Genomic DNA, 21059 nt, shown 5'->3' on the forward strand with positions numbered 1-21059 from the left:
GTCGCTGCCGACCCCGGCCGCCATCGTTGTGGTCTCGGCGCACTTCGATACCCGGGTTCCACTGTTCGGCAGCGCCGAGCGGCCGGCTACCGTCCATGACTTCTATGGCTTTCCCGAGGCCCTCTATCAGTTGGACTATCCTGCGCCTGGCGCTCCGGCCCTGGCCGAGCAGCTGGCGCAGGGGCTACGTGACCAGGGCTGGGAGGCCGAAACCGGCGAGCAGGGACTGGATCATGGTGCCTGGGTGCCATTGCGCTATCTCTATCCCGACGCTCGGATCCCCGTGGTGCCGCTGTCGATGAGCGCTGCCCGCGGACCGGACTACCACTATGCCCTGGGCCAGGCGCTGGCCAGGGCGCTACCGGCGGACACCCTGCTGATCGGCTCGGGCAGCCTGACCCATAACCTCGGTGACTTCCGCCGTGGCGGCGCCGAGTCCCCCAGCTATGTGCGGGACTTCCAGCAGTGGATGCAGACCCGTCTGCGCGAGCGCGACCTGGACGCCTTGTTCGACTACCGGCGTCAGGCGCCACAGGCCCGTCAGGCCCATCCCACCGACGAGCACCTGTTGCCGCTGTTCGTCGCCCTGGGCGCGGCCGATCCCGAAGGCACCTTCAGCGTCCATCACGACGGCATCGCTCATCGCATCCTGGCCATGGATCTCTACGGCTTTTCCCGCCACTAGCCGCTCGCCAACAAAAAGCCCGGAGCGGTAGCCGATCCGGGCTTTTTGCCAACTACCAAACGCCGTTCGATCAGCCGAACAGCTTGGGACCATAGCCCCACATCAGCACCGTGGTGGCCATCAGCACCTCCAGCACCAGCACCCCGATGGCCAGGGTGGAACCGGACATGATGAAGCCTTCCCGCTGGTCGATATTGAGGAAGGAGGGAATGCCCGTATAGAGCAGGTAGGCCGAATAGGCCAGGCCGACGATCCCGGCGATGGCGCACAGCCACACCAGCGGATAGAAGCCCACCAGACCGCTCAGCAGCATGGGCGTGGCCACGTAGCCGGCGAACAGGATGCAGCGGTTGGCACTGGGTCGATCCGGATAGCGCCGTGCCAGCCAGTGGATCACATGACCCATGGCTACGACGGCCGCCATGATCAGCGCATAGCTGATGACGGCGAGCACCACCGCCGTGGGTAGGTCCAGCACATGGGCTTCACCACCGCCGAAGCGCCAGCCAAAGGTGGTGGTCCCCACCAGGGAAGCGACGACGGGAATGGCCGCCAGGAAGGCGACATGATGGGCGAAGAAGTGCCCGACCGTTTCCCCTTCGCGACGGATCTGTTGCCACTCGCGATCGGGATGGGCCAGCAGGCCCCAGACATGATTGATCATGATCCTGCTCCTCACCCGCTGTGGTCGCCGCAAGCGGGCCTCTATGGATGGCGAACGCTGGGTACAACGCGACTGGCGACTACCTTAGGAGTATAGAAGAGGTCTGGAATGCGTCATGCGAGCCGACGAAGGGCAGCTTGCCTGCAAACGAAGCGACCAATGGTGCACAGAGCACCAGGCTGGTGCGTTTCCGGGCCTCTGCTGCCCAGCCAGGGCCCGGAAAGCAATACCTGACCACTTGGACAGGAAATTGCTTGTTCAGGGTATCTGTTACCGCCAAACGAGGCCTGTCATGCCATCTCTCGACATCATCATCGCCGGCGCCGGCATGGGCGGTCTCACCGCCGCCCTGGCCCTGCAGCAGGCCGGGCACCGGGTCCGCCTGTTCGAGCGGGCGCAGGATCTGGCCCCCATCGGTGCGGCTATCTCCATCTGGCCCAACGGCGTCAAGGTACTCGAACACCTGGGCCTCGGGTCCGCCATCGCCGCGGTCAGTGGTGACATGCAGACCATGAGCTACCGGGACCACGAGGGACGGTTGCTTACCCAGTTCAGCCTGCTGCCTCTTTATGCGGCCGTGGGCCGGCCAGCACGTCCCATCGCCCGTGCCCACCTGCAGCGACTGCTGCTGGAAGCCGTGGGCGCCGAGCGGGTGACCCTGGGTGTCGGTTGCGACGGCTTCGAGCAGGACGCGACCGGGGTGACCGTGCTCCTTGGCGACGGTCGTCGCGAACGGGCCGATCTGCTGATCGCCGCCGATGGCACCCACTCGCGCCTGCGGGAGCGGGTGGTGGGCCAGGCCATCACCCGTGAGTATTGCGGCTACGTGAACTGGAACGGACGGGTAGGGATCGCGCCGGAGCTGGCCGAGGCCCACGACTGGGCGCAATTCGTCGGGGCGCACCAGCGGGTTTCCCTGATGCCCATGGGCGGCGACGAATTCTATTTCTTCTTCGACGTACCCCTGCCCAAGGGCACACCCAACGACCGCGGCCGTTACCGCGCGGAACTGGCCGAGCACTTCGCCGGCTGGGCACCGCCGGTGCAGCGCCTCATCGAGCGGCTGGACCCCCAGGGCGTGGCCCGCGTGGAGATCCACGATACCCGGCCGTTGCCGACCCTGGTGCAGGGCCGGGTGGCACTGCTGGGCGATTCCGCCCATGCCATGGCCCCGGACCTGGGGCAGGGCGGTTGCCAGGGCATGGAGGATGCCTGGGTGCTGGCGCGCTGCCTGGACGCCGAGACCGATCCGCGCGCGGCCTTGCAGGCCTACGAACAGGCCCGACTGGAACGGGTTGCCGGCATCGTCGAGCGGGCGCGCAAGCGTTGCGAGATCACCCATGGCCACGATCCTCTGGCTACTCAGGCCTGGTACGCCGAGTTGGCCCGGGAAACCGGCGAGACGGTGATCGCCGGTCTGCGCAAGACCGCCGAGGGCGGTCCGCTGTGAAATAGCCCCCGCCCGCGGGGACGAATGGCAGTGCCGGGGGTCGAAAGGCCCACGTCCTCGTCGGAGAGTTAGCCCATGCGCCTGCGTCTCGCCCTGACCCTTGCCAGCCTTGCCATCACCCCGCTGGCCTTTGCCACCGACGGCGGCTGTCCCTATCCGCAGACGGTGAAATTCGCCGGCCCCAACTGGGAGAGCGGCATGTTCACCACCGAGGTGCTGCGCCTGCTGGTGGAGAAGGGCTATGGCTGCCAGACCGACAGCGTGCCGGGCAACACCGTGACCCTGGAAAACGCCCTGGCGCAAAACGACATCCAGGTCACCGGCGAGCAGTGGGCCGGGCGCAGTCCGGCCTGGCGCGCGGCAGAGAAGGCCGGTAAGGTCTTCGCCGTGGGCGAGACGGTCAAGGGCGCCACCGAGGGCTGGTGGGTACCGGAATACCTGGTCAAGGGCGATCCCGCGCGGGGCATCCAGGCCAAGGCGCCGGACCTGAAGAGCGTCGCCGATCTGCCGCGCTACAAGGAGCTGTTCCGCGATCCGGAAGAGCCCGGCAAGGGGCGTTTCCTCAACTGCCCGACCGGCTGGACCTGCGAGATCGTCAACAGCCAGAAGCTCAAGGCCTACAAGCTGACCGACAGCTACACCAACTTCCGCACCGGCACCGGCCCCGCGCTGGACGCGGCCATCGCCACCGCCATGCGTCGTGGCGAGCCGGTGCTCTTCTACTATTGGTCGCCGACCCCGCTGATGGGCCGCTACAAGCTGGTCCAGCTGGAAGAACCGCCGTTCAGCCAGAAGGCCTGGGATACCCTGTCGGATCCGAAGAATCCCGATCCGCTGCCGTCGCGCTCGCTGCCGGCCAAGATCACCATCGGCGTCTCCCGCGACCTGCACGACAAGGCGCCGGCCCTGGTGGCGCTGTTCGAGAAGGTTGACTTCCCCCTCGACCAGTTCAACGGCATCCTCGCCGGCATGGCCGAGAAACGCGAAGACGCCCAGGTCGTCGCCAAGCGTTTCCTCAAGGAGCATCCGGAGGTCTGGACGTCCTGGCTGCCGGCGGAAAACGCCGAGCGGGTAAAGGCGGCGCTCTAGGCGCCGTGATTAGGGGATAATGGCGGTTTTCCGTGCTGGAGCCGCCCATGACCGTCGCCGCCCTCACCATGTACGTCGAGCCTGCCGAGGTGCGCGACGCCTATCGCCAGCTCGCCGAGGCCGTGGCGCTGCGTCTGGGCGAGACGCTCGACCCCGCACCCGAGGAGCTGCCGGCGCTCTGGACGCATCCCGAGCTGCTGCTGGCCCAGACCTGCGGCTATCCCTGGGCGACCCGCCTGCGCGGCCAGGTGCGCCTGGTCGCGGCACCGCGTTATCGCTTCGAGGGTTGCCAGGCGGCCGAGCACTGCGCCTTCATCCTGGTGCCCGAGACGCTGGAAGCGACCAGCCTGGTCGATCTGCGCGGCAAGCGTGTCGCCCTCAACGGCCTGGATTCCAATACCGGCATGAATCTGCTGCGCCACGCCGTGGCCCCCCTGGCCGAGCACGCCCGTTTCTTCGGCGAGATGATCGTCAGCGAGAGCCACGCCAACAGCCTGGCGCTGTTGCAGCAAGGGCACGCCGATGTGGCCGCGGTGGATGCCGTGACCTACGGCTATCTGCAACGCGCCGAGCCCGCGCGGGTCGCCGGTCTGCGCCTGCTGCAACGCACTCGCACCAGTCCGGCACTGCCCTTCATCACCGCCGCCAGTCGTTCGGACGCGGAAGTACAGGCCTTGCGCATGGCCCTGAACGACAGCCTGGCCGCCGATCCTGCGTTGGCCGACATCCTTGCCCTCGACGGTGTCACGGCCGTGGACGAGGCGACCTATCTACCCCTGCTGGATTGGCGCCGGGAGGCGGTGGAGCAGGGCTACCCGGTGATTGCCTAGATTGGGCTGAGACGGCGCCATTATCGCAGCCAAGCATGAAGGATTCGGCCTGGCGCCGTTGCCGTTTCGCGCTGATCCATCGCGGCCATGGGCCGCTCCTACGGGATCTCACACCGCGGTAGGAGCGGCCCATGGCCGCGATGAGTAGACGCTAGTGGGGGCGCGCAGAGAGACGGCTTCATCGTCGAAGCCCAACAGCGGGAGCTGGCCTGAGCACCGTTGGCTGCGCCCCATGAAGGCAGTGCCAGGGCCTCAGGCTGAACCCTGAGCCCGAAGCGCTGACCAAGGTAGGATCGCCAGCGGAACGGCACCGCCGCCCTGGCCCTCCCAGTGCAGACGGAGTCACCCATGCCCACAGCCTTTCCCGGCCGTTCCCTCCTGGCCGCCGGCCTCTCTCTTGGCCTGCTCGTCGCCGGCACCGCCCAGGCCGACAGCTGGTGCGCCAGCCAACCGGTGAAGTTCGCCGGGGTGAATTGGGAAAGCGGCATGCTGCTCACCGAATTGATGGGCTTCGTCCTGCAGCACGGCTATGACTGCAAGGTGGACAGCATTCCGGGTAACTCCATCACCCTGGAGCAGGCGCTGGGCAACAACGACATCCAGGTGTTCGCCGAGGAGTGGATCGGTCGCAGCGAGGCCTGGAACAAGGCCGCCGCCGCTGGCAAGGTGGTCGGCGTGGGCGCTCCTATAGAAGGTGCCACCGAAGGCTGGTATGTACCCCGCTACCTGGTGGAAGGCGAGGGCGCCAAGGCTCCCAACCTGAAGAGCATCGCCGACCTGGGCCAGTACGCCGAGCTGTTCCGCGATCCGGAAGAACCGGGCAAGGGCCGCTTCTACAATTGCCCGGCCGGCTGGACCTGCGAACTGGAAAACACCCAGATGCTGCAGAGCTACGGCCTGAGCGACAAATACACCAACTTCCGCCCGGGTACCGGGCCGGCGCTGGATGCGGCCATCGTCTCGGCCACCAAGCGCAAGCAGCCGATCCTGACCTACTACTGGTCGCCGACGCCGCTGCTGGGTCGGGTCGACATGGTGCAGCTCAAGCCCCGTGATGGCGAAGAGAAGCGCATCCAGGTGCAGGCGGGGCTGTCCAAGCCTTTCCACGACGCTGCCCCCGAGCTGGTGGCCGTGCTGAGTCGGGTCAACGTACCCATCGAACTGCTCAACCGCACCCTGGCCGAGCAGGCCGAAGCCAAGCAGGACGCCCCCGCCGCTGCCAAGGCGCTGCTCAAGGCCCATCCCGAACTGTGGCAGGCCTGGGTGACCGACGCCGCGGCGCGCAGCAAGATCCAGGCGGCGCTCTAGGATGTTTCCCGAAGGCCTGACCTTTTCCTTCGCCGACGCCGTCAATCGCGGTGTCGACTGGCTAGTGACGCGCTACGGCGACGTTTTCCGGACCGTCTCCGACACCCTGCTGCAGGCCATCGTCTGGCTCGAAGGCCTGCTGCGCGGCACCCCCTGGTGGGCGCTGCTGCTGATCGTCGCGGCCCTGGCCGCCCATGCCACCCGGCGAGTGTTGCCGACCCTGCTGATCACCGGATTGCTGTTCCTGGTCGGCGCCCTGGGGCTGTGGGACAAGCTGATGCAGACCCTGGCCCTGGTGCTGGTGGCCACCGCCATCGCGGTGATCATCGGCATCCCCCTGGGCATTCTCTGCGCTCGTAGCGCCCGCCTGCGCCTGGTGCTGATGCCGCTGCTGGACATCATGCAGACCATGCCCAGCTTCGTGTACCTGATCCCGGTGCTGATGCTGTTCGGCCTGGGCAAGGTGCCGGCGATCTTCGCCACGGTGATCTATGCTGCGCCGCCGCTGATCCGCCTCACCGACCTGGGCATCCGCCAGGTCGATCGTGAGGTCATGGAAGCGGTCAACGCCTTTGGCGCCAGTCGCTGGCAGCAGCTGTTCGGCGTGCAGCTGCCGCTGGCCCTGCCAAGCATCATGGCCGGCATCAACCAGACCACCATGATGGCGCTGTCCATGGTGGTGATCGCCTCCATGATCGGCGCCCGCGGTCTTGGTGAAGAGGTGCTGGTGGGCATCCAGACCCTGGACGTGGGCAAGGGCCTGCAGGCGGGGCTGGCCATCGTCATTCTCGCCGTGGTCATCGACCGCATCACCCAGGCCTATGGCCGCCAGCGCCACGAGGTGGAGCGATGAAGATCGTCGTCGAGCGGGTCTCCAAGATCTTCGGCAAACGCGAGCAGGCGGCCCTGGCCCTGCTCCGCGAGGGGCACGACAAGGCCGACATCCTCGCCCGCACGGGTTGCGTGGTGGGGGTGGACGATCTGTCCCTGGAAATCGCCGAAGGTGAGATCTTCGTCATCATGGGCCTCTCCGGTTCCGGCAAGTCGACCCTGGTGCGCCACTTCAATCGGCTGATCGATCCCAGCAGCGGGCGCATTCTCATCGATGGCCAGGACATCCTCCAGCTGCCGCTGCCGGCGCTGCGCGAATTGCGCCGCCAGCGCATCAGCATGGTGTTCCAGAGCTTCGGCCTGCTGCCCCATCGGCGGGTGCTGGACAACGTCGCCTACGGCCTCAAGGTGCGGGGCGAGCCCAAGGCGGTCTGTCGCGAACGGGCGCTGCACTGGCTCGAGGTGGTGGGCCTGGCCGGCTACGAGCGCAAGTGGCCGCACCAGCTCTCCGGCGGTATGCGCCAGCGGGTCGGCCTGGCCCGCGCCCTGGCGGCCGATACCGAGATCATCCTGATGGACGAGGCCTTTTCCGCCCTCGATCCACTGATCCGCGCCGAGATGCAGGAGCAACTGCTGGAGCTGCAACAGCGCCTGCACAAGACCATCGTCTTCATCACCCATGACCTGGACGAGGCACTGCGCCTGGGCAATCGCATCGCCATCCTGCGTGACGGTCGGCTGGTGCAGGTGGGCACCCCGGCGGACATCCTCGGTCAGCCGGCCGACGACTACGTGGCGCGCTTCGTCCAGCGGCGTACCGCTGCGACAGTTTGAAACAATTGCGGCAGAAGCCTTCACGAGCATTTCACAGGCGCGAGGCTCTGATGGTGAGACCTGTGGCCTGACCCTGTCAGGCCTTTCTCTTCCCACTGGAACCGCGCCGCAATGGACTATCTGCTACAACTCGCCGCCGACCCGACCGTCTGGGCTGCCCTGGCCACCCTGATCGTGATGGAGGTGGTGCTGGGCATCGACAACCTCATCTTCATCTCCATCCTGACCAACAAGCTGCCCGCCCACCAGCAGCAGAAGGGCCGTCGCATCGGCATCAGCCTGGCGCTGATCCTGCGCCTGGGTCTGCTCGGCACCGTGGCCTGGATCGTCCAGCTCACCGAGCCGATCATCGAGGTGTTCGGCAAGAGCTTTTCCTGGAAAGACCTGATCCTCATCGCCGGTGGCCTGTTCCTGCTGTGGAAGGCGACCAAGGAGATCCACCACAACGTCGATCCCGAGCCTGACAGCGCCCTGACCAAGGGCGGTGAGACGGCGACCCTGGCCTTCGGCTCGGCCATCGTGCAGATCCTCTTGCTGGACCTGGTGTTCTCGGTGGACAGCATCATCACCGCCGTCGGCATGACCGAGCACCTGCCGGTGATGGTGATCGCGGTGGTGGTGGCGGTGACCGTCATGTTGCTGGCGGCCGACCCCCTGGCCAAGTTCATCGACCGCAACCCGACCGTCGTGATGCTGGCGCTGGGCTTCCTGATCATGATCGGCATGACCCTGATCGCCGAAGGCTTCGGCGCCCATGTGCCCAAGGGCTACATCTACGCGGCCATGGCTTTCTCGGCGCTGATCGAGGGCCTGAACATGCTGTCGCGGCGAGCCAAGCGTCGCCAGCAGGCTGCCGGCAAGTGAGGGCAGGGCGTGCCGGAAAAGGCCTTGTTACATTCCGGCACGCCTATTGCTAACAATAACTGGAAAGTCTAGGCACTATCGGTCAAGACCTTTGTCATAGCAGCGTCACACGTGAGGTTTACAACTGAAGTCATGAACATACAAGCGCAAGCCCAGAACGCCATGCATGCCCTCAGCGCCGCTTTCGCGCCGATGAGCTGCGTCATCGACGCCCCCAGCAAGCGGGGTTTTTCCTTCATCGTCGTCAACGAGCATGGCGTAGCCAAGCACACTCGCCGGATCTACCGCGACGAATACAGCACCCCGAGCCGCCTGCAGGCCATCATCGACAGTACCCGTCTGGCCATCGCCGGCTGAGATTCAGCCGGCTTCCGCTTTACCCCTCCCGCCTTACCTTCTGCGCCCCACCCGAGCTACGGGTGTACCGGCGGCAGATACGCCAACGTTCCCCCCAACAGCCACAGCAGCACCAGCACCAAGGGTGCATGGACCAGCAGCTGCACGAAGGAAAAGCCGACCAGGTCGCGCGCCTTCAGCCCCAGCACGCCCAGTAGCGGCAGCATGTAGAAGGGATTGATCAGATTCGGCAGTGCCTCGGCGGCGTTGTAGATCTGCACGGCCCAACCCAGGTGATATTGCAGGTCGTTGGCCACCTGCATCACATAGGGCGCCTCGATGATCCACTTGCCCCCGCCCGAGGGGATGAAGAACCCCAGCAGCGCCGAGTAGACGCCCATCAATAGGGCGTAGGTGTCGTGGGTGGCGATCTGGGTGAAGAATGCCGCGATATGGTGCGCCAGAGTCTGGCCATCGGCGCCATTGACCTTGGTCAGGATCGCGGCGATGGAGCCGTACAGCGGAAACTGGATCAGCACCCCGGTGGTGGCCGGCACGGCGCGGGCCACGGCGTCGAGGAAGTGCCGCGGCCGCCAGTGCAGCAAGGCCCCCACGCTGATGAACAGCAGGTTGTAGGTGTTCAGCCCGGAGATGGCCTCGATGGCCGGCTTGCTGGCGAATTCCTGTACCAGCCAGCCGGCGGCCAGGAGCACCAGCAGCACGATCAGGATCGGACTGTATTCGAGCCATTCGCCCGGACGGGTCGGCTTGTCGGCGGCCTTGGGCGCCGGGGTGACGTCGACGCCGCAGGCGCGGGCATCGCGCGCGCTGTCCGGTCCTGGCGCGGTGACGTAGGCGATCACCGCCGAGACCACCAGCAACACCAGCAGCAGGGCGCCGGATTGCCAGAGGAACAGTGTCTGGCTGAAGGGGATCACCCCGGTAATGGCCAGGATCGACGGTGGCAGGCTGGCCGGATTGGCCTGCAGCTGGGCCGCCGACGACGACAGGCCCAGCGCCCAGACCGCGCCCAGGCCCAAGTAGGCCGCGGCGCCAGCGGCGCGATAGTCCATCTTGAGTTCTTCGCGGCGGGCCAGGGCACGCACCAGCAGGCCGCCGAACACCAGGCTCAGGCCCCAGTTGAGCAGGGAGGCGAGCATGGCCACCAGGGCCACCCAGCACACCGCACCGCGGCCGGTCCGGGGCACCCGCGCCAGGCGCTCGATCAGACGCCCCGCCGGACCGGAACTGGCCACCACATAGCCGCCGATGACCACGAAGGCCATCTGCATGGTGAAGGGAATCAGACTCCAGAAACCGTCGCCAAAGGCCTTGGCGGTCTTGGCCGCGGGGGCGCCCATGCCGAGGGCGGCCAGGGCCACCACGGCCACGGCGAGCACGGCGAACACCCAGGAATCGGGAAACCAGCGCTCGGCCCAATTGGAACAGGCCAGAGCGAACCGCGCGCTGCGCGAATCACGGGAAGGGGTTGAGCTCATGGTGGATCCTTTTGTTGTTGTTCTTTAGGTAAACAGCGGCAGTAGCGTGGAAAACGGCGCAGCCTTTTCCACGCGTTGGGGCCATATCGCGGCCATGGGCCGCTCCTACAAAAGCATCAGCACCTGTAGGAGCGGCCGCATCGGCGGACCGCCATGGTCGCGATCAACGCACTACCGCCGCTCCACCGCCAGGGCCACGCCCTGACCACCGCCGATGCACAGGGTCGCGAGCCCCCGACGCCCGTCACGGCGGCGCAATTCGTGGAGCAGGGTCACCAGCACCCGGCACCCCGAGGCGCCGATGGGGTGGCCCAAGGCGATGGCGCCGCCGTTGACGTTGACCTTGTCGTCATCCCAGCCCAGCTCCTGACCCACGGCCAGGGCCTGGGCGGCGAAGGCTTCGTTGGCCTCGATCAGGTCCAGGTCGGCCAATCGCCAGCCGGCCTTTTCCAGGGTCTTGCGGGTGGCCGAGACCGGGCCGATGCCCATGATCGCCGGGTCTACCCCGGCACTGGCATAGGCGGCGACATGCGCCAGCGGTGTCAGGCCCACGGCGGCCGCCCTGGCCGCGCTCATCACCAGCACCGCGGCGGCGCCGTCGTTGAGGCTGGAGGCGTTGCCGGCGGTGACGCTGCCGTCCTTGGCGAAGGCCGGACGCAGGCGCGCCAGTCCCTCGGCGGTGGTGTCGGCGCGGATGCCTTCGTCGGTGGCGAACAGCAGCGGCTCGCCCTTGCGCTGGGGAATGGCCACCGGGGTGATCTCCTCGCGGAAGCGGCCGGATTCCACCGCGGCCGCGGCGCGCTGCTGGGAACGCGCGGCAAAGGCGTCCTGGGCCTCGCGGCTGAGCTGGTACTTCTGCACCAGGTTCTCCGCGGTCTGGCCCATGTGATAGTCGTTGAAGGCATCCCACAGCCCATCGCTGAGCATGGAGTCGACCAGCTCGGCATGGCCCAGGCGCAGGCCGGTGCGCACCTTGGGCAGCACATAGGGCGCCAGGCTCATGTTCTCCATGCCGCCGGCGATGACGATCTCGGCGTCGCCGCAGCGGATCGCCTGGACCGCCAGCTGCACCGCCTTGAGACCGGAGCCGCAGACCTTGTTCAGGGTCAGGGCCGGTACCTCGTGGGGCAGGCCGGCCTTGACCGCCGCCTGGCGCGCCGGATTCTGGCCGGCGCCGGCGGTGAGCACCTGGCCGAGGATGACTTCATCCACCGCGGCCGGGGCCACTCCGGTCTGCTCCAGCAGGGCGCGTATGACGGTGGCGCCGAGCTCCACGGCGGGCACATTGGCCAGGGAGCCCTGGAAACTACCGACCGCGGTGCGGGTGGCAGCGACGATGACAACGTCTTGCATGGCTGGGATCTCCTCAGGCCTGGATGGGGGCGCCGGTGGCGGCGCGCAGTTCATCGAGGCTGACGCCTTCAGCCAGCTCCACCAGCCGGAGACCGCCTTCGGTCACCTCCAGCACGGCCAGGTCGGTGATGATCAGGTTGACCACGCCGACCCCGGTCAGCGGCAGGTCGCAGGCCGGCAGGATCTTGTGGGCGCCCTTGGCGGTATGCTCCATCAGCACCACCACGCGCTGCACGCCGGCCACCAGGTCCATGGCGCCGCCCATGCCCTTGACCATCTTGCCGGGGATCATCCAGTTGGCCAGGTCGCCCTGGGCCGACACCTGCATGGCGCCGAGGATGGCCAGGTTGACGTGACCGCCGCGGATCATGCCGAAGCTGGCGGCGCTGTCGAAATAGCTGCTGCCGGGCAGGGCGGTGACGGTCTGCTTGCCGGCGTTGATCAGGTCCGGGTCGACCGTCTCGGCGGTGGGGAAGGGGCCGATGCCGAGCAGGCCGTTCTCCGACTGCAGCCAGACGTCCATGCCGGCGGGGATGTAGTTGGCGACGAGGGTCGGCAAACCGATGCCGAGGTTGACGTAGAAGCCGTCCTGCAGCTCCCGGGCGGCGCGTTGCGCCATCTGTTCGCGGGTCCAGGCCATCTTACTTCTCCTCGCTCAGGGTGCGTTTCTCGATGCGTTTCTCGGGATTGGCGTTGACCACCAGGCGCTGCACGAAGATGCCGGGCAGGTGGATCTGGTCGGGGTCCAGCTCGCCGACTTCCGCCAGCTCTTCCACCTCGGCGACGCAGACGCGACCGGCCATGGCGCACAGCGGATTGAAGTTGCGCGCGGTCTTGTTGAATACCAGATTGCCGGCCTTGTCGGCGCGTTGCGCCTTGACCAGGGCCACGTCGGCGGTCAGCGCCAGTTCCATGACATGGGGCTGGCCATTGAAGTCGCGCACCTCCTTGCCCTCGGCCACCAGGGTGCCGTAGCCGGTGCGGGTGTAGAACGCCGGAATGCCCGCGCCACCGGCGCGCAGCTTCTCGGCCAGGGTGCCCTGGGGGGTGAATTCCAGCTCCAGTTCGCCGGCCAGATACTGGCGCTCGAATTCCTTGTTCTCGCCCACGTAGGAGGAAATCATCTTGCGGATCTGCCGGGTCTCCAGCAGCTGGCCGAGGCCGAAGCCGTCCACCCCGGCGTTGTTGCTGATGGCGGTCAGTTCGCGGGCGCCGGTGTCGCGCAGCGCGGCGATCAGCGCCTCGGGAATGCCGCAGAGGCCGAAGCCGCCCACGGCCAGGGTGATGCCGTCGCCGACCAGCCCGTCGAGGGCGGCCGCGGCGTTGGGATAGAGCTTGTTCATGATGGAGATCCTCTTGTCGTTATTGAGCGGTCCAGCCGCCGTCCATGGTCCAGGCGGCGCCGCGCACCTGGGCGGCGGCGTCGCTGCACAGGAACAGCGCCAGCTCGCCCAACTGGTCGGTGGTGACGAAATCCTGCGACGGCTGCTTCTCGCTGAGCAGGTCGCGACGTGCCTGATCCGGATCGCTGCCACGGCTGTCCAGTTGCTGCTGGATCAGCGGAGTGAGCACGAAACCCGGGCACAGTGCGTTGCAGGTGATGCCGGTGCGGGCGGTTTCCAGGGCGGTGACCTTGGTCAGACCCACCACGCCGTGCTTGGCGGCGACATAGGCGGCCTTGCCGGTGGAGGCCACCAGGCCATGCACCGAGGAGATGTTGACGATGCGGCCCCAGTTGCCTTCGCGCATGCCCGGCAGGGCCAGGCGGGTGGTGTGGAACACCGCCGAGAGATTGAGGGCGATCACTGCGTCCCAGCGCTCCACCGGGAAGTCTTCCACCGGCGCCACGTGCTGGATGCCGGCGTTGTTGACCAGGATGTCCACGCCGCCGAAGTCGCGTTTGGCGTAGGCGAAGAGATCTTCGATCTCCTCCGGCCTGGACAGGTCGGCGCCGTGGAAGCCACTCCGGGCGGCGAGGCTGGCCTGGGCCGCAGCGGGATCGCCGAAGCCGTTGAGGATGAGGGTGGCGCCGGCGGCGGCCAGGCGCTGGGCGATGCCCAGGCCGATGCCGCTGGTGGAGCCGGTGACCAGGGCGGTCTTGCCGGTGAGGTCCATGGTGGTCTCCTTAGACGAGGCCGGTCAGGTAGTAGAGGGCGATGACGAAGAACACCGCCACGGTCTTGATCAGGGTGATCTTGAACACGCCGCCATAGGCTTCGCGGTGGGTCAGGCCGGTCACCGCCAGCAGGGTGATCACGGCGCCGTTGTGCGGCAGGGTGTCCATGCCGCCACTGGCCATGGCCGCCACCCGGTGCAGGACTTCCAGGGGGATCCCCGCGCCATTGGCAGCGGCGATGAAGGTATCGCTCATGGCCGCCAGGGCGATGCTCATACCGCCCGAGGCGGAACCGGTGATGCCGGCCAGCAGGGTCACGCTCACCGCCTCGTTGATCAGCGGATCGGGGATGGCCTTGAGACCCTGGGCGAACAGCACGAAGCCGGGCAGGGCGGCGATCACCGCGCCGAAGCCGTATTCCGACGCCGTGTTCATTCCGGCCAGCAGGGCGCCGGAGACGGCGGTCTTGCTGCCTTCCGCCAGGCGCCCGCGGATGGCGCCGAAGCCGGTGGCCAGCACCAGCAGGATGCCGGCCAGCAGCGCGCCTTCCACCGCCCAGATACCGGTCAGCTTGGCCACCTCCTGGGTCACCGGCTTGGCCATCCCGGGCAGGGCCAGGTTATGGGTGGCACCGTACCAGTCGGGAATCCAGCGGGTCAGCAGCAGGTTGAGCACGCCCACCAGCACCAGCGGCGCCAGGGCCAGCCAGGGATTGGGCAGCGGCAGATCGGCGGCGGTCTCGGGTTCGTTGCGCAGCGGCACGCTGGCATAGCCTTCGCCGCTGTTGCGGGCCTTGCGCCGGGCGCTGCCGAGGTAGGTCAGGCCCACCGCGATGACGAACAGCGAACCGGCCAGGCCCAGCCAGGGCGCGGCCCAGGCGGTGGTCTGGAAGAAGCTGGTGGGGATGATGTTCTGGATCTGCGGCGTGCCGGGCAGGGCATCCATGGTGAAGGAGAAGGCGCCCAGGGCGATGGTCGCCGGGATCAGCCGCTTGGGGATGTCGCTCTGGCGAAACATCTCCGCGGCGAAGGGGTAGACCGCGAAGACCACCACGAACAGCGAGACACCGCCATAGGTGAGCAGGGCGCAGACCGCGACGATCACCGGGATAGCCCGTTCGCGCCCGAGCAGGCGGATGGCCGCGGCGACGATGGCGCGGGAAAAGCCAGACAGCTCGATCAGCTTGCCGAACAGGGCGCCGAGCATGAACACCGGGAAGTAGAGTTTGAGAAAGCCCACCATCTTGTCCATGAACACCCCGGTGAAGGCGGGCGCCACGGCGGACGGATCGGTGAGCAGCACGGCGCCGAGCGCGGCGAGGGGGGCGAAGAGGATGACACTGAAACCCCGGTAGGCGGCGAACATCAGCAGCGCCAGGGCGGCGAGTGCAATCAGGACACTCATGGCTTCTCCTAGAGCTTCGCCTGGGGCGAAGCGGTTCTTGTTGTTATAGGGCGATGCAGAGACCGCCCGAAGGCAAGAGCCAGAACCGTGCCAGATTTATAAATTATTGTTTTGTATGGGTTTTTATTTTAATCGCTGCCAATTGCCGTCATTTTGTCTCAAAAGCTGGACCCCGTAGGTTGGGTTGAGCGCAGCGAAGCCCAACATCAGCCCACGGCCGTTCATGTTTGGCTTCGACCATAAAGCCGCCTCAACTCAATATACGGGATGACTCTGTAGGAGCGGCCCATGGCCGCGATAGACGATCTATCGCGGCCATGGGCCGCTCCTACGGATTGCGTCTCTGCACTTGGACATATCTCATTTTTGAGACATCAGCCCCAGGGCCACCAACTTCTTGTACAGCGTGGACCGCCCCAGTCCCAGGCGGCGCGCGGCTTCGTCCACCTTGCCGCCGCAGGCGGCCAGGGTCGCCTGGAGCAGTTCCCGATCGAAGCGCTGGCGCGCTTCAGCGTAGGTTTCGCCGGTAACGCTCGTCATGGGTTTGGCTGGCAGTTCGGCGGAAACCCCCAGAGCCTCCGCCAGCGCCGCAGCATCCAGCTGGCTGTCGTCACCCAAGAGCACGGCGCGCTCCAGCACGTTGTGCAACTCGCGCACGTTGCCGGGCCAGGGTTGGCGCTGCAGCAGCGCCAGGCCGTCGACAGTGAGCTCGGGCATTGACTGTCCGTTCAGCGTGCGCAGGTCAGCGAGGATGGCCTCGGCCAGCACCCTCAGGTCGTCGAGGCGTTCTCGCAATGGCGGAATGCGGATCGGCAGGACATTGAGCCGGTAATAGAGATCGGCGCGAAAGCGCCCCTCGGCCACGGCGACGTCCAGGTCACGCGAGGTGGCGGCGATCATGCGCACGTCACAGGCCAGCACCTCGTTGGAGCCCAGCGGCTCGTACTCCTTTTCCTGCAGCACCCGCAGCAGCTTGGCCTGCAAGGCCAGGGGCATGTCGCCGATCTCGTCGAGAAACAGGGTGCCGCCCTGGGCGATCTGCAGCTTGCCCGGGCGGGCCCGTCGCTCGGCGCCGGTGAAAGCGCCGGGCGCGGTACCGAAGAATTCCGCTTCCAGCAGGCTTTCCGGAATGGCCGCGGCATTGATGCTGACAAAGGGCCGCCCGGCGCGTGGCGAGGCGCCGTGGATGGCGTGGGCCAGCAACTCCTTGCCGGTGCCGGTCTCGCCCAGCAACAGCACCGCGGCCTCGCTGGCGGCGGCGCGGCGGGCGCGACGCTTGACCTCCAGGCTGGCCGGTCCGCTGCCGACGAAGTGGCCGAAGCCATACTTGGCGGTGCGCGCGTGTTGCAGCGAACGCCGGGTGGTGGCCAGCTCTTCCTGGATGCGCAGGTAGCGGGTCACCAGCGGCGCCAGTTGCTGCAGCTGGTCGAACAGGGCGAAGCCGATGGCGCCGATCAACTCGCCCTCGTCGGTATGGATCGGCAGGCGCATCACCACCAGCGGTCCGTTGCGGGTCTCCAGCATGTCCAGCAGGATCGGCTGGCCATTGCGCGCCACCTCGCGCAGCAGGCTGTGGGGAATGATCTGTTCCACCGGCTGACCGATGGCGGCGGCGGCATCCGGCAGGCCGAAGTGCTGGGCGTATCTCTGGTTGATCCAGACGATGCGCGCCTCGCGGTCGACGATCACCGTGCCATTGCTGGTCTGCTCGATGATCTCGAACAGCGAGCGGATCGCCCGCTGACGGATCTCGGCGTAGTCCTCCAGGTCCGGCAGACCGGGCGAGGGGCGACTCATGGCTTCAGCGCATGGCGCAGCTGGTGCAGGCGCCGCTGGACGATACGCTCGCGCCGCGCTGCGTCCCACTCGTGAAAGCCCGCACCACTGCGCAGGCCGGTGCGGCCGGCCGCCACCTGGTCTTCCAGCAGCTGCAGCGGCGCCTCGTCCCGCGCCAGGGTTGGCCAGAGGTGGCTGGCGATGTCGCGAAAGGTGTCCAGGCCGCCCATATCCGCCGCCTCCAGCGGACCGACCATGGCATAGCGCCGGCCCAGGGAGGCGCGCATCACCCGGTCCACCGTCTCGGCATCCGCCGCGCCGCTCTGCACGATGTGCAGGGCCTCGCGCAGCAGGGCGAATTGCAGGCGATTGCCGACGAAGCCGGGAATGGCGCGCTGCAAGACCACGGCCTCCAGCTCGGCGGCCTCCAGCAGCTGGCGCACGGATTCCAGATGGGCAGGCAGGGTGGCCGAGCCGGGCACCAGCTCCACCAGCGGGATGAAGTGCGGCGGATTCCAGAAGTGGGCGATCAGCAGGCGCTCGGGATGGCGCAGGTGCGCGGCCAGCTCGTCCGGTGGCAGGCCGCTGGTATTGCTGGCGATCAGGGCATCGGGGCGCAGCACGGCTTCGAGCTGGGCGTAGAGCCGGTGCTTGAGCTCCAGGCGCTCGGGCACGGCTTCGAACAGCAGGTCGCAATCGGCGAGATCGGCCAGGTCGGTGGTGGTGGTCAGGCGGGCGATCACCGCTTCGGTGTCCACCGCGATGGCGGCTTCTTCCAGCTCGGCGAGCAGGGTGCGCGCGGTGGCGCCCACCTCGGCGAGGCGGACGGGATCGACGTCCTGCAGCCGCACGGCATGGCCGTGACGCGCCAGATGCACGGCGATGCCGATGCCCATGAGACCGGAACCCAGGACGGCGAGGCGTGGCGTGGTCATGATCTTTTCCTTGTGAGACGGCCGCGGCAACCGTCTCACACTTGACTGCCCCCGGCCAAGGCACGGAGCGCCGCCTTGCACCAAAGGCGGGCCCCGGTAGTGGATTCGTTGCGGCACCCTGGGCTCTGTCTCGCTCCTTGGCCGGGTCTGGCATGGGCACTGCTACAGGACAGGCACCCCCATCCCGAGGAGTCCCTTATGAGCAACGCCGGCAACGACTATCCCCTGAGCGAAGTCCCGCCCCACGCCCGCAAGGGGCTGGCCTCCCTGGCCATGGTACTGCTGGGCTTCACCTTCTTCACCGCCACCATGTTCGCCGGTGGCAAGCTGGGGGTGGCCTTCGGTTTCGCCGACCTGCTGCTGGTGATCGCCCTCGGCAATCTGCTGCTGGGTCTCTATGCCGCCGCCCTCGGTCATATCGCCTGCCGCAGCGGCCTCAACTCGGTGCTGATGGGGCGCTTCGCCTTCGGCGAGCGCGGCAGCAAGCTGTGCGACCTCATCCTCGGCTTCACCCAGATCGGCTGGTACGCCTGGGGTACGGCCACCGCCGCCGTGGTGCTGGGCAAGTACTTCGGCCTGGAGCAGGGCGCGGTGCTGGCGCTGATGGCGGTGTTCGGCCTGGGCTTCTGCGCCACCGCCTACATCGGCTACCGCGGCCTGGAGATCCTCTCCTGGATCGCCGTGCCGGCCATGGCGCTGCTGCTGATCCTGTCCATGAGCGTGACCACCGCCAAGGCCGGCGGCCTGGCCGGCCTGCTGGCGATCCAGCCCAGCAGCAGCCTGGACCTGTCCACCGCCATCACCCTGGTATTCGGCACCTTTGTCAGCGGTGCCACCCAGGCCACCAACTGGACGCGCTTCGCCCGCTCCACCCGGGTGGCGGTACTGGCCAGCCTGATCGGCTTCTTCCTCGGCAACGGCCTCATGGTGCTGATCGGCGCCTATGGCGCCATCGTCTACCAGCAACCGGACGTGGTCGAGGTGCTGATGCTGCAGGGCTTCGCCACCGCCGCCCTGGCCATGCTGCTGCTCAACATCTGGAGCACCCAGGACAACACCATCTACAACTTCGCCGTGGCCGGCTGCAACCTGGTACGCACCAGCCGCCGCAGGACGGTGACCCTGGCTGGCGCCCTGATCGGCACCGCCCTGGCGCTGCTGGGCATGTACGACCTGCTGGTGCCCTATCTGGTCCTGCTCGGCACCGTGATCCCGCCCATCGGCGGGGTGATCGTCGCCGACTTCTGGCTGCGCCACCGCGGCCGCTATCCGCTGCTCGCCGAGGCCCGCCTGCCGCACTACAACTGGCCGGGGCTGGCCGCCTATGGCCTCGGCACCCTGGCGGCCTTCAATTCACCCTGGGTCGCGCCCCTGGTGGGCATCGGGGTGGCGGCGCTCGGCTATGGCGTGTTCAATGGCCTGAGTCGCGGTCGTCGTACCGCCGCCCCCGCTTCGCTCTAGGAGATCGACCATGCGCATCCTCAACGCCCGCCTGCGTGACCGCGAAGGCCTCCACGACATCCGCCTGGAAGGCGGACGCATCGCCGCCATCGCCGAGCAGCTCATGCCGCCCGCGGTAGGGCCGGACGACCTCGATGCCGCCGGCAACCTGGTGGTGCCGCCCTTCGTCGAGCCGCACATCCACCTCGACGCCACCCTGACCGCCGGCGAGCCGCGCTGGAACATGAGCGGCACCCTGTTCGAAGGCATCGAATGCTGGGGCGAGCGCAAGGCCACCATCACCCAGGAAGACACCAAGACCCGCGCCACGCGCACCATCCGCGCCCTGGCCGCCCACGGCATCCAGCACGTGCGCACCCATGTCGATGTCACTGATCCGTCGCTGGCCGCGCTCAAGGCCATGCTGGAGGTGCGGGAGGAAACCCGGCACCTGATCGATCTGCAGATCGTCGCCTTTCCCCAGGAGGGCATCGAGTCCTTCAGGAATGGCCGCGAGCTGATGGAGGAATCCATCCGCCTGGGCGCCGATGTGGTCGGCGGCATCCCGCACTTCGAGTACACCCGCGACCAGGGGGTGAGTTCGGTAAAATTCCTCATGGACCTGGCCGAGCGCACCGGCTGCCTGGTGGACGTCCATTGCGACGAAACCGACGATCCCCACTCGCGCTTCCTGGAGGTGCTGGCCGAAGAGGCGCGCAGCCGCGGCATGGGTTCGCGGGTCACCGCCAGCCACACCACCGCCATGGGCTCCTACGACAACGCCTACTGCGCCAAGCTGTTCCGCCTGCTGACCCATGCCGGCATCAACTTCATTTCCTGCCCGACCGAGAGCATCCACCTGCAGGGCCGCTTCGACAGCTTTCCCAAGCGCCGCGGCGTGACCCGGGTCAACGAGCTGCTGGAGGCCGGCCTCAATGTCTGCTTCGCCCAGGACTCCATCGTCGATCCCTGGTATCCGCTGGGCAACGGCAACATCCTGCGCGTGCTGGAAGCGGGGCTGCATATCTGCCACATGCTCGGCTATCGCAACCTGCAATCGGCGCTGGATCTGGTCACGGTGAACAGTGCCAAGGCCCTGTGCCTGGGCGACCGCTATGGCCTGGAGGAGGGGCGGCCGGCCAACCTGCTGGTGCTGTCCGCCGACAGCGACTACGAGATGGTCCGCAGCCAGGGCCTGCCGCTGTATTCCATCCGTAACGGCAAGGTGCTGATGCAGCGCCGCCCGGCACAGGTGGAGCTGGCGGATCGGTAACGGGTAACGGTCCGCCGATGCGGACAGGCTCATGCCAGTCGCTGGCGATTTTTCAGGACTGGCAAAGACCTGATCCTCACTCGGACAACCCCCTCTCCCTCTGGGAGAGGGTTGGGGTGAGGACCCGCCCCACGCCGAAGTCCCCGGTGGAAAAGGCTGCGCCGTTTTCCACGCACGGTGCTGGTGCTCGCGCGGACAGCCCCCTCTCCCCTTGGGAGAGGGTTGGGGTGAGGGCGCGCCCCATGCTGAAGTCCCAGTGGAAAAGGCTGCGCCGTTTTCCACGCTACGGCCCTGGGTCTACGCAGGCGCGGTCTCGATCACCGTAGATACCATCTCTCCCACCAATCACAACAGGTCCGCTAAAGGGCCTGT

General features: G+C 67.2%; 20 protein-coding genes. 11 read left to right on the forward strand and 9 right to left on the reverse strand.

All coding sequences use genetic code 11. From position 1 onward, the window contains the following. Positions 1 to 685, forward strand: a 685-nt coding sequence (locus GSQ95_RS23475) for a class III extradiol ring-cleavage dioxygenase (RefSeq protein WP_158973930.1), incomplete at its 5' end; no start/stop codon positions are given. Positions 686 to 755: 70 nt separating this feature from the next. On the opposite strand, the gene GSQ95_RS23480 is transcribed toward GSQ95_RS23475, so the two are convergent. Further along, the gene (locus tag GSQ95_RS23480; RefSeq protein WP_158896828.1) at positions 756 to 1349 is read right to left on the reverse strand and encodes a Yip1 family protein; all 594 of its coding nucleotides are present in this window, start codon (positions 1347 to 1349) and stop codon (positions 756 to 758) included. A 292-nt stretch (positions 1350 to 1641) separates the two neighbouring features. Here GSQ95_RS23480 and hpxO point away from each other — a divergent pair, with 292 nt between their 5' ends. From hpxO to GSQ95_RS23520, 8 genes are all read left to right on the forward strand, one after another. Further along, on the forward strand, positions 1642 to 2799 hold the full coding sequence (gene hpxO / locus GSQ95_RS23485) for an FAD-dependent urate hydroxylase HpxO (RefSeq protein ID WP_158896827.1): 1158 nt from the start codon (positions 1642 to 1644) through the stop codon (positions 2797 to 2799). Positions 2800 to 2874: 75 nt separating this feature from the next. Continuing rightward, a complete protein-coding gene (locus tag GSQ95_RS23490; RefSeq protein ID WP_158896826.1) occupies positions 2875 to 3888 on the forward strand; it encodes an ABC transporter substrate-binding protein in 1014 nt (337 codons plus the stop codon). Positions 3889 to 3935: 47 nt separating this feature from the next. Continuing rightward, the gene (locus GSQ95_RS23495) at positions 3936 to 4718 is read left to right on the forward strand and encodes a phosphate/phosphite/phosphonate ABC transporter substrate-binding protein (RefSeq protein WP_158896825.1); all 783 of its coding nucleotides are present in this window, start codon (positions 3936 to 3938) and stop codon (positions 4716 to 4718) included. Between the two features lie 348 nt (positions 4719 to 5066). Beyond that, positions 5067 to 6026, forward strand: a complete 960-nt coding sequence (locus GSQ95_RS23500) for an ABC transporter substrate-binding protein (RefSeq protein ID WP_158896824.1) — start codon at positions 5067 to 5069, stop codon at positions 6024 to 6026. Between the two features lies 1 nt (position 6027). Then, complete coding sequence (locus GSQ95_RS23505) at positions 6028 to 6879, forward strand: proline/glycine betaine ABC transporter permease (protein ID WP_158896823.1); 852 nt, start codon at positions 6028 to 6030, stop codon at positions 6877 to 6879. Beyond that, complete coding sequence (locus GSQ95_RS23510) at positions 6876 to 7691, forward strand: glycine betaine/L-proline ABC transporter ATP-binding protein (protein WP_133859485.1); 816 nt, start codon at positions 6876 to 6878, stop codon at positions 7689 to 7691. Before GSQ95_RS23505 ends, GSQ95_RS23510 begins: the two co-directional genes overlap by 4 nt. A gap of 111 nt (positions 7692 to 7802) precedes the next feature. Continuing rightward, positions 7803 to 8555, forward strand: coding sequence for a TerC family protein (locus tag GSQ95_RS23515; RefSeq protein ID WP_158896822.1), 753 nt, complete (start codon positions 7803 to 7805; stop codon positions 8553 to 8555). Between the two features lie 132 nt (positions 8556 to 8687). After that, entirely contained in the window at positions 8688 to 8912 is a 225-nt protein-coding gene (locus tag GSQ95_RS23520) for a hypothetical protein (protein ID WP_059314350.1), read from the forward strand. A gap of 56 nt (positions 8913 to 8968) precedes the next feature. Here the strand turns inward: GSQ95_RS23520 and GSQ95_RS23525 are convergent, their stop codons facing one another. The 8 genes from GSQ95_RS23525 to GSQ95_RS23560 form a co-directional block, all read right to left on the reverse strand. Continuing rightward, positions 8969 to 10390 carry a short-chain fatty acid transporter gene (locus GSQ95_RS23525; protein ID WP_133859483.1) on the reverse strand — a complete coding sequence of 474 codons (1422 nt, stop codon included), beginning with the start codon at positions 10388 to 10390 and terminating at the stop codon, positions 8969 to 8971. Between the two features lie 171 nt (positions 10391 to 10561). Next, positions 10562 to 11743 carry an acetyl-CoA C-acetyltransferase gene (locus GSQ95_RS23530; RefSeq protein ID WP_158973931.1) on the reverse strand — a complete coding sequence of 394 codons (1182 nt, stop codon included), beginning with the start codon at positions 11741 to 11743 and terminating at the stop codon, positions 10562 to 10564. Positions 11744 to 11756: 13 nt separating this feature from the next. After that, entirely contained in the window at positions 11757 to 12383 is a 627-nt protein-coding gene (locus tag GSQ95_RS23535) for a CoA transferase subunit B (RefSeq protein WP_158896685.1), read from the reverse strand. A 1-nt stretch (position 12384) separates the two neighbouring features. Further along, positions 12385 to 13086, reverse strand: a complete 702-nt coding sequence (locus GSQ95_RS23540) for a CoA transferase subunit A (RefSeq protein ID WP_158896686.1) — start codon at positions 13084 to 13086, stop codon at positions 12385 to 12387. Between the two features lie 19 nt (positions 13087 to 13105). Next, positions 13106 to 13858 carry a 3-hydroxybutyrate dehydrogenase gene (locus GSQ95_RS23545; RefSeq protein WP_158896687.1) on the reverse strand — a complete coding sequence of 251 codons (753 nt, stop codon included), beginning with the start codon at positions 13856 to 13858 and terminating at the stop codon, positions 13106 to 13108. Between the two features lie 10 nt (positions 13859 to 13868). Next, positions 13869 to 15263, reverse strand: a complete 1395-nt coding sequence (locus GSQ95_RS23550; RefSeq protein ID WP_158896688.1) for a GntP family permease — start codon at positions 15261 to 15263, stop codon at positions 13869 to 13871. Positions 15264 to 15623: 360 nt separating this feature from the next. Further along, positions 15624 to 17060, reverse strand: coding sequence for a sigma-54-dependent Fis family transcriptional regulator (locus tag GSQ95_RS23555; protein ID WP_158896689.1), 1437 nt, complete (start codon positions 17058 to 17060; stop codon positions 15624 to 15626). Continuing rightward, entirely contained in the window at positions 17057 to 17974 is a 918-nt protein-coding gene (locus tag GSQ95_RS23560; protein ID WP_158896690.1) for a 3-hydroxyacyl-CoA dehydrogenase family protein, read from the reverse strand. Before GSQ95_RS23560 ends, GSQ95_RS23555 begins: the two co-directional genes overlap by 4 nt. Before the next feature lie 198 nt (positions 17975 to 18172). Here GSQ95_RS23560 and codB point away from each other — a divergent pair, with 198 nt between their 5' ends. Then, a complete protein-coding gene (codB, locus tag GSQ95_RS23565) occupies positions 18173 to 19435 on the forward strand; it encodes a cytosine permease (protein WP_158896691.1) in 1263 nt (420 codons plus the stop codon). 10 nt (positions 19436 to 19445) lie between these two features. Further along, entirely contained in the window at positions 19446 to 20687 is a 1242-nt protein-coding gene (gene codA / locus GSQ95_RS23570; protein ID WP_158896692.1) for a cytosine deaminase, read from the forward strand. Positions 20688 to 21059 lie beyond the last annotated feature (372 nt).

The organism is Pseudomonas sp. BAV 4579 (assembly GCF_009765395.1).
Lineage (GTDB): Bacteria > Pseudomonadota > Gammaproteobacteria > Pseudomonadales > Pseudomonadaceae > Chryseomonas > Chryseomonas aestiva.

Bases quoted from the DNA above. Each gene is read 5' to 3' on its own strand.
- GSQ95_RS23560 (WP_158896690.1), bottom strand. From the start codon at position 17,974: ATGACCACGCCACGCCTCGCCGTCCTGGGTTCCGGTCTCATGGGCATC.
- GSQ95_RS23550 (WP_158896688.1), bottom strand. From the start codon at position 15,263: ATGAGTGTCCTGATTGCACTCGCCGCCCTGGCGCTGCTGATGTTCGCC.
- hpxO (WP_158896827.1), top strand. From the start codon at position 1,642: ATGCCATCTCTCGACATCATCATCGCCGGCGCCGGCATGGGCGGTCTC.
- codB (WP_158896691.1), top strand. From the start codon at position 18,173: ATGAGCAACGCCGGCAACGACTATCCCCTGAGCGAAGTCCCGCCCCAC.
- GSQ95_RS23525 (WP_133859483.1), bottom strand. From the start codon at position 10,390: ATGAGCTCAACCCCTTCCCGTGATTCGCGCAGCGCGCGGTTCGCTCTG.
- GSQ95_RS23535 (WP_158896685.1), bottom strand. From the start codon at position 12,383: ATGGCCTGGACCCGCGAACAGATGGCGCAACGCGCCGCCCGGGAGCTG.
- GSQ95_RS23500 (WP_158896824.1), top strand. From the start codon at position 5,067: ATGCCCACAGCCTTTCCCGGCCGTTCCCTCCTGGCCGCCGGCCTCTCT.
- GSQ95_RS23510 (WP_133859485.1), top strand. From the start codon at position 6,876: ATGAAGATCGTCGTCGAGCGGGTCTCCAAGATCTTCGGCAAACGCGAG.
- GSQ95_RS23505 (WP_158896823.1), top strand. From the start codon at position 6,028: ATGTTTCCCGAAGGCCTGACCTTTTCCTTCGCCGACGCCGTCAATCGC.
- GSQ95_RS23480 (WP_158896828.1), bottom strand. From the start codon at position 1,349: ATGATCAATCATGTCTGGGGCCTGCTGGCCCATCCCGATCGCGAGTGG.
- GSQ95_RS23555 (WP_158896689.1), bottom strand. From the start codon at position 17,060: ATGAGTCGCCCCTCGCCCGGTCTGCCGGACCTGGAGGACTACGCCGAG.
- GSQ95_RS23540 (WP_158896686.1), bottom strand. From the start codon at position 13,086: ATGAACAAGCTCTATCCCAACGCCGCGGCCGCCCTCGACGGGCTGGTC.
- GSQ95_RS23530 (WP_158973931.1), bottom strand. From the start codon at position 11,743: ATGCAAGACGTTGTCATCGTCGCTGCCACCCGCACCGCGGTCGGTAGT.
- GSQ95_RS23490 (WP_158896826.1), top strand. From the start codon at position 2,875: ATGCGCCTGCGTCTCGCCCTGACCCTTGCCAGCCTTGCCATCACCCCG.
- GSQ95_RS23520 (WP_059314350.1), top strand. From the start codon at position 8,688: ATGAACATACAAGCGCAAGCCCAGAACGCCATGCATGCCCTCAGCGCC.
- GSQ95_RS23545 (WP_158896687.1), bottom strand. From the start codon at position 13,858: ATGGACCTCACCGGCAAGACCGCCCTGGTCACCGGCTCCACCAGCGGC.
- GSQ95_RS23495 (WP_158896825.1), top strand. From the start codon at position 3,936: ATGACCGTCGCCGCCCTCACCATGTACGTCGAGCCTGCCGAGGTGCGC.
- codA (WP_158896692.1), top strand. From the start codon at position 19,446: ATGCGCATCCTCAACGCCCGCCTGCGTGACCGCGAAGGCCTCCACGAC.
- GSQ95_RS23515 (WP_158896822.1), top strand. From the start codon at position 7,803: ATGGACTATCTGCTACAACTCGCCGCCGACCCGACCGTCTGGGCTGCC.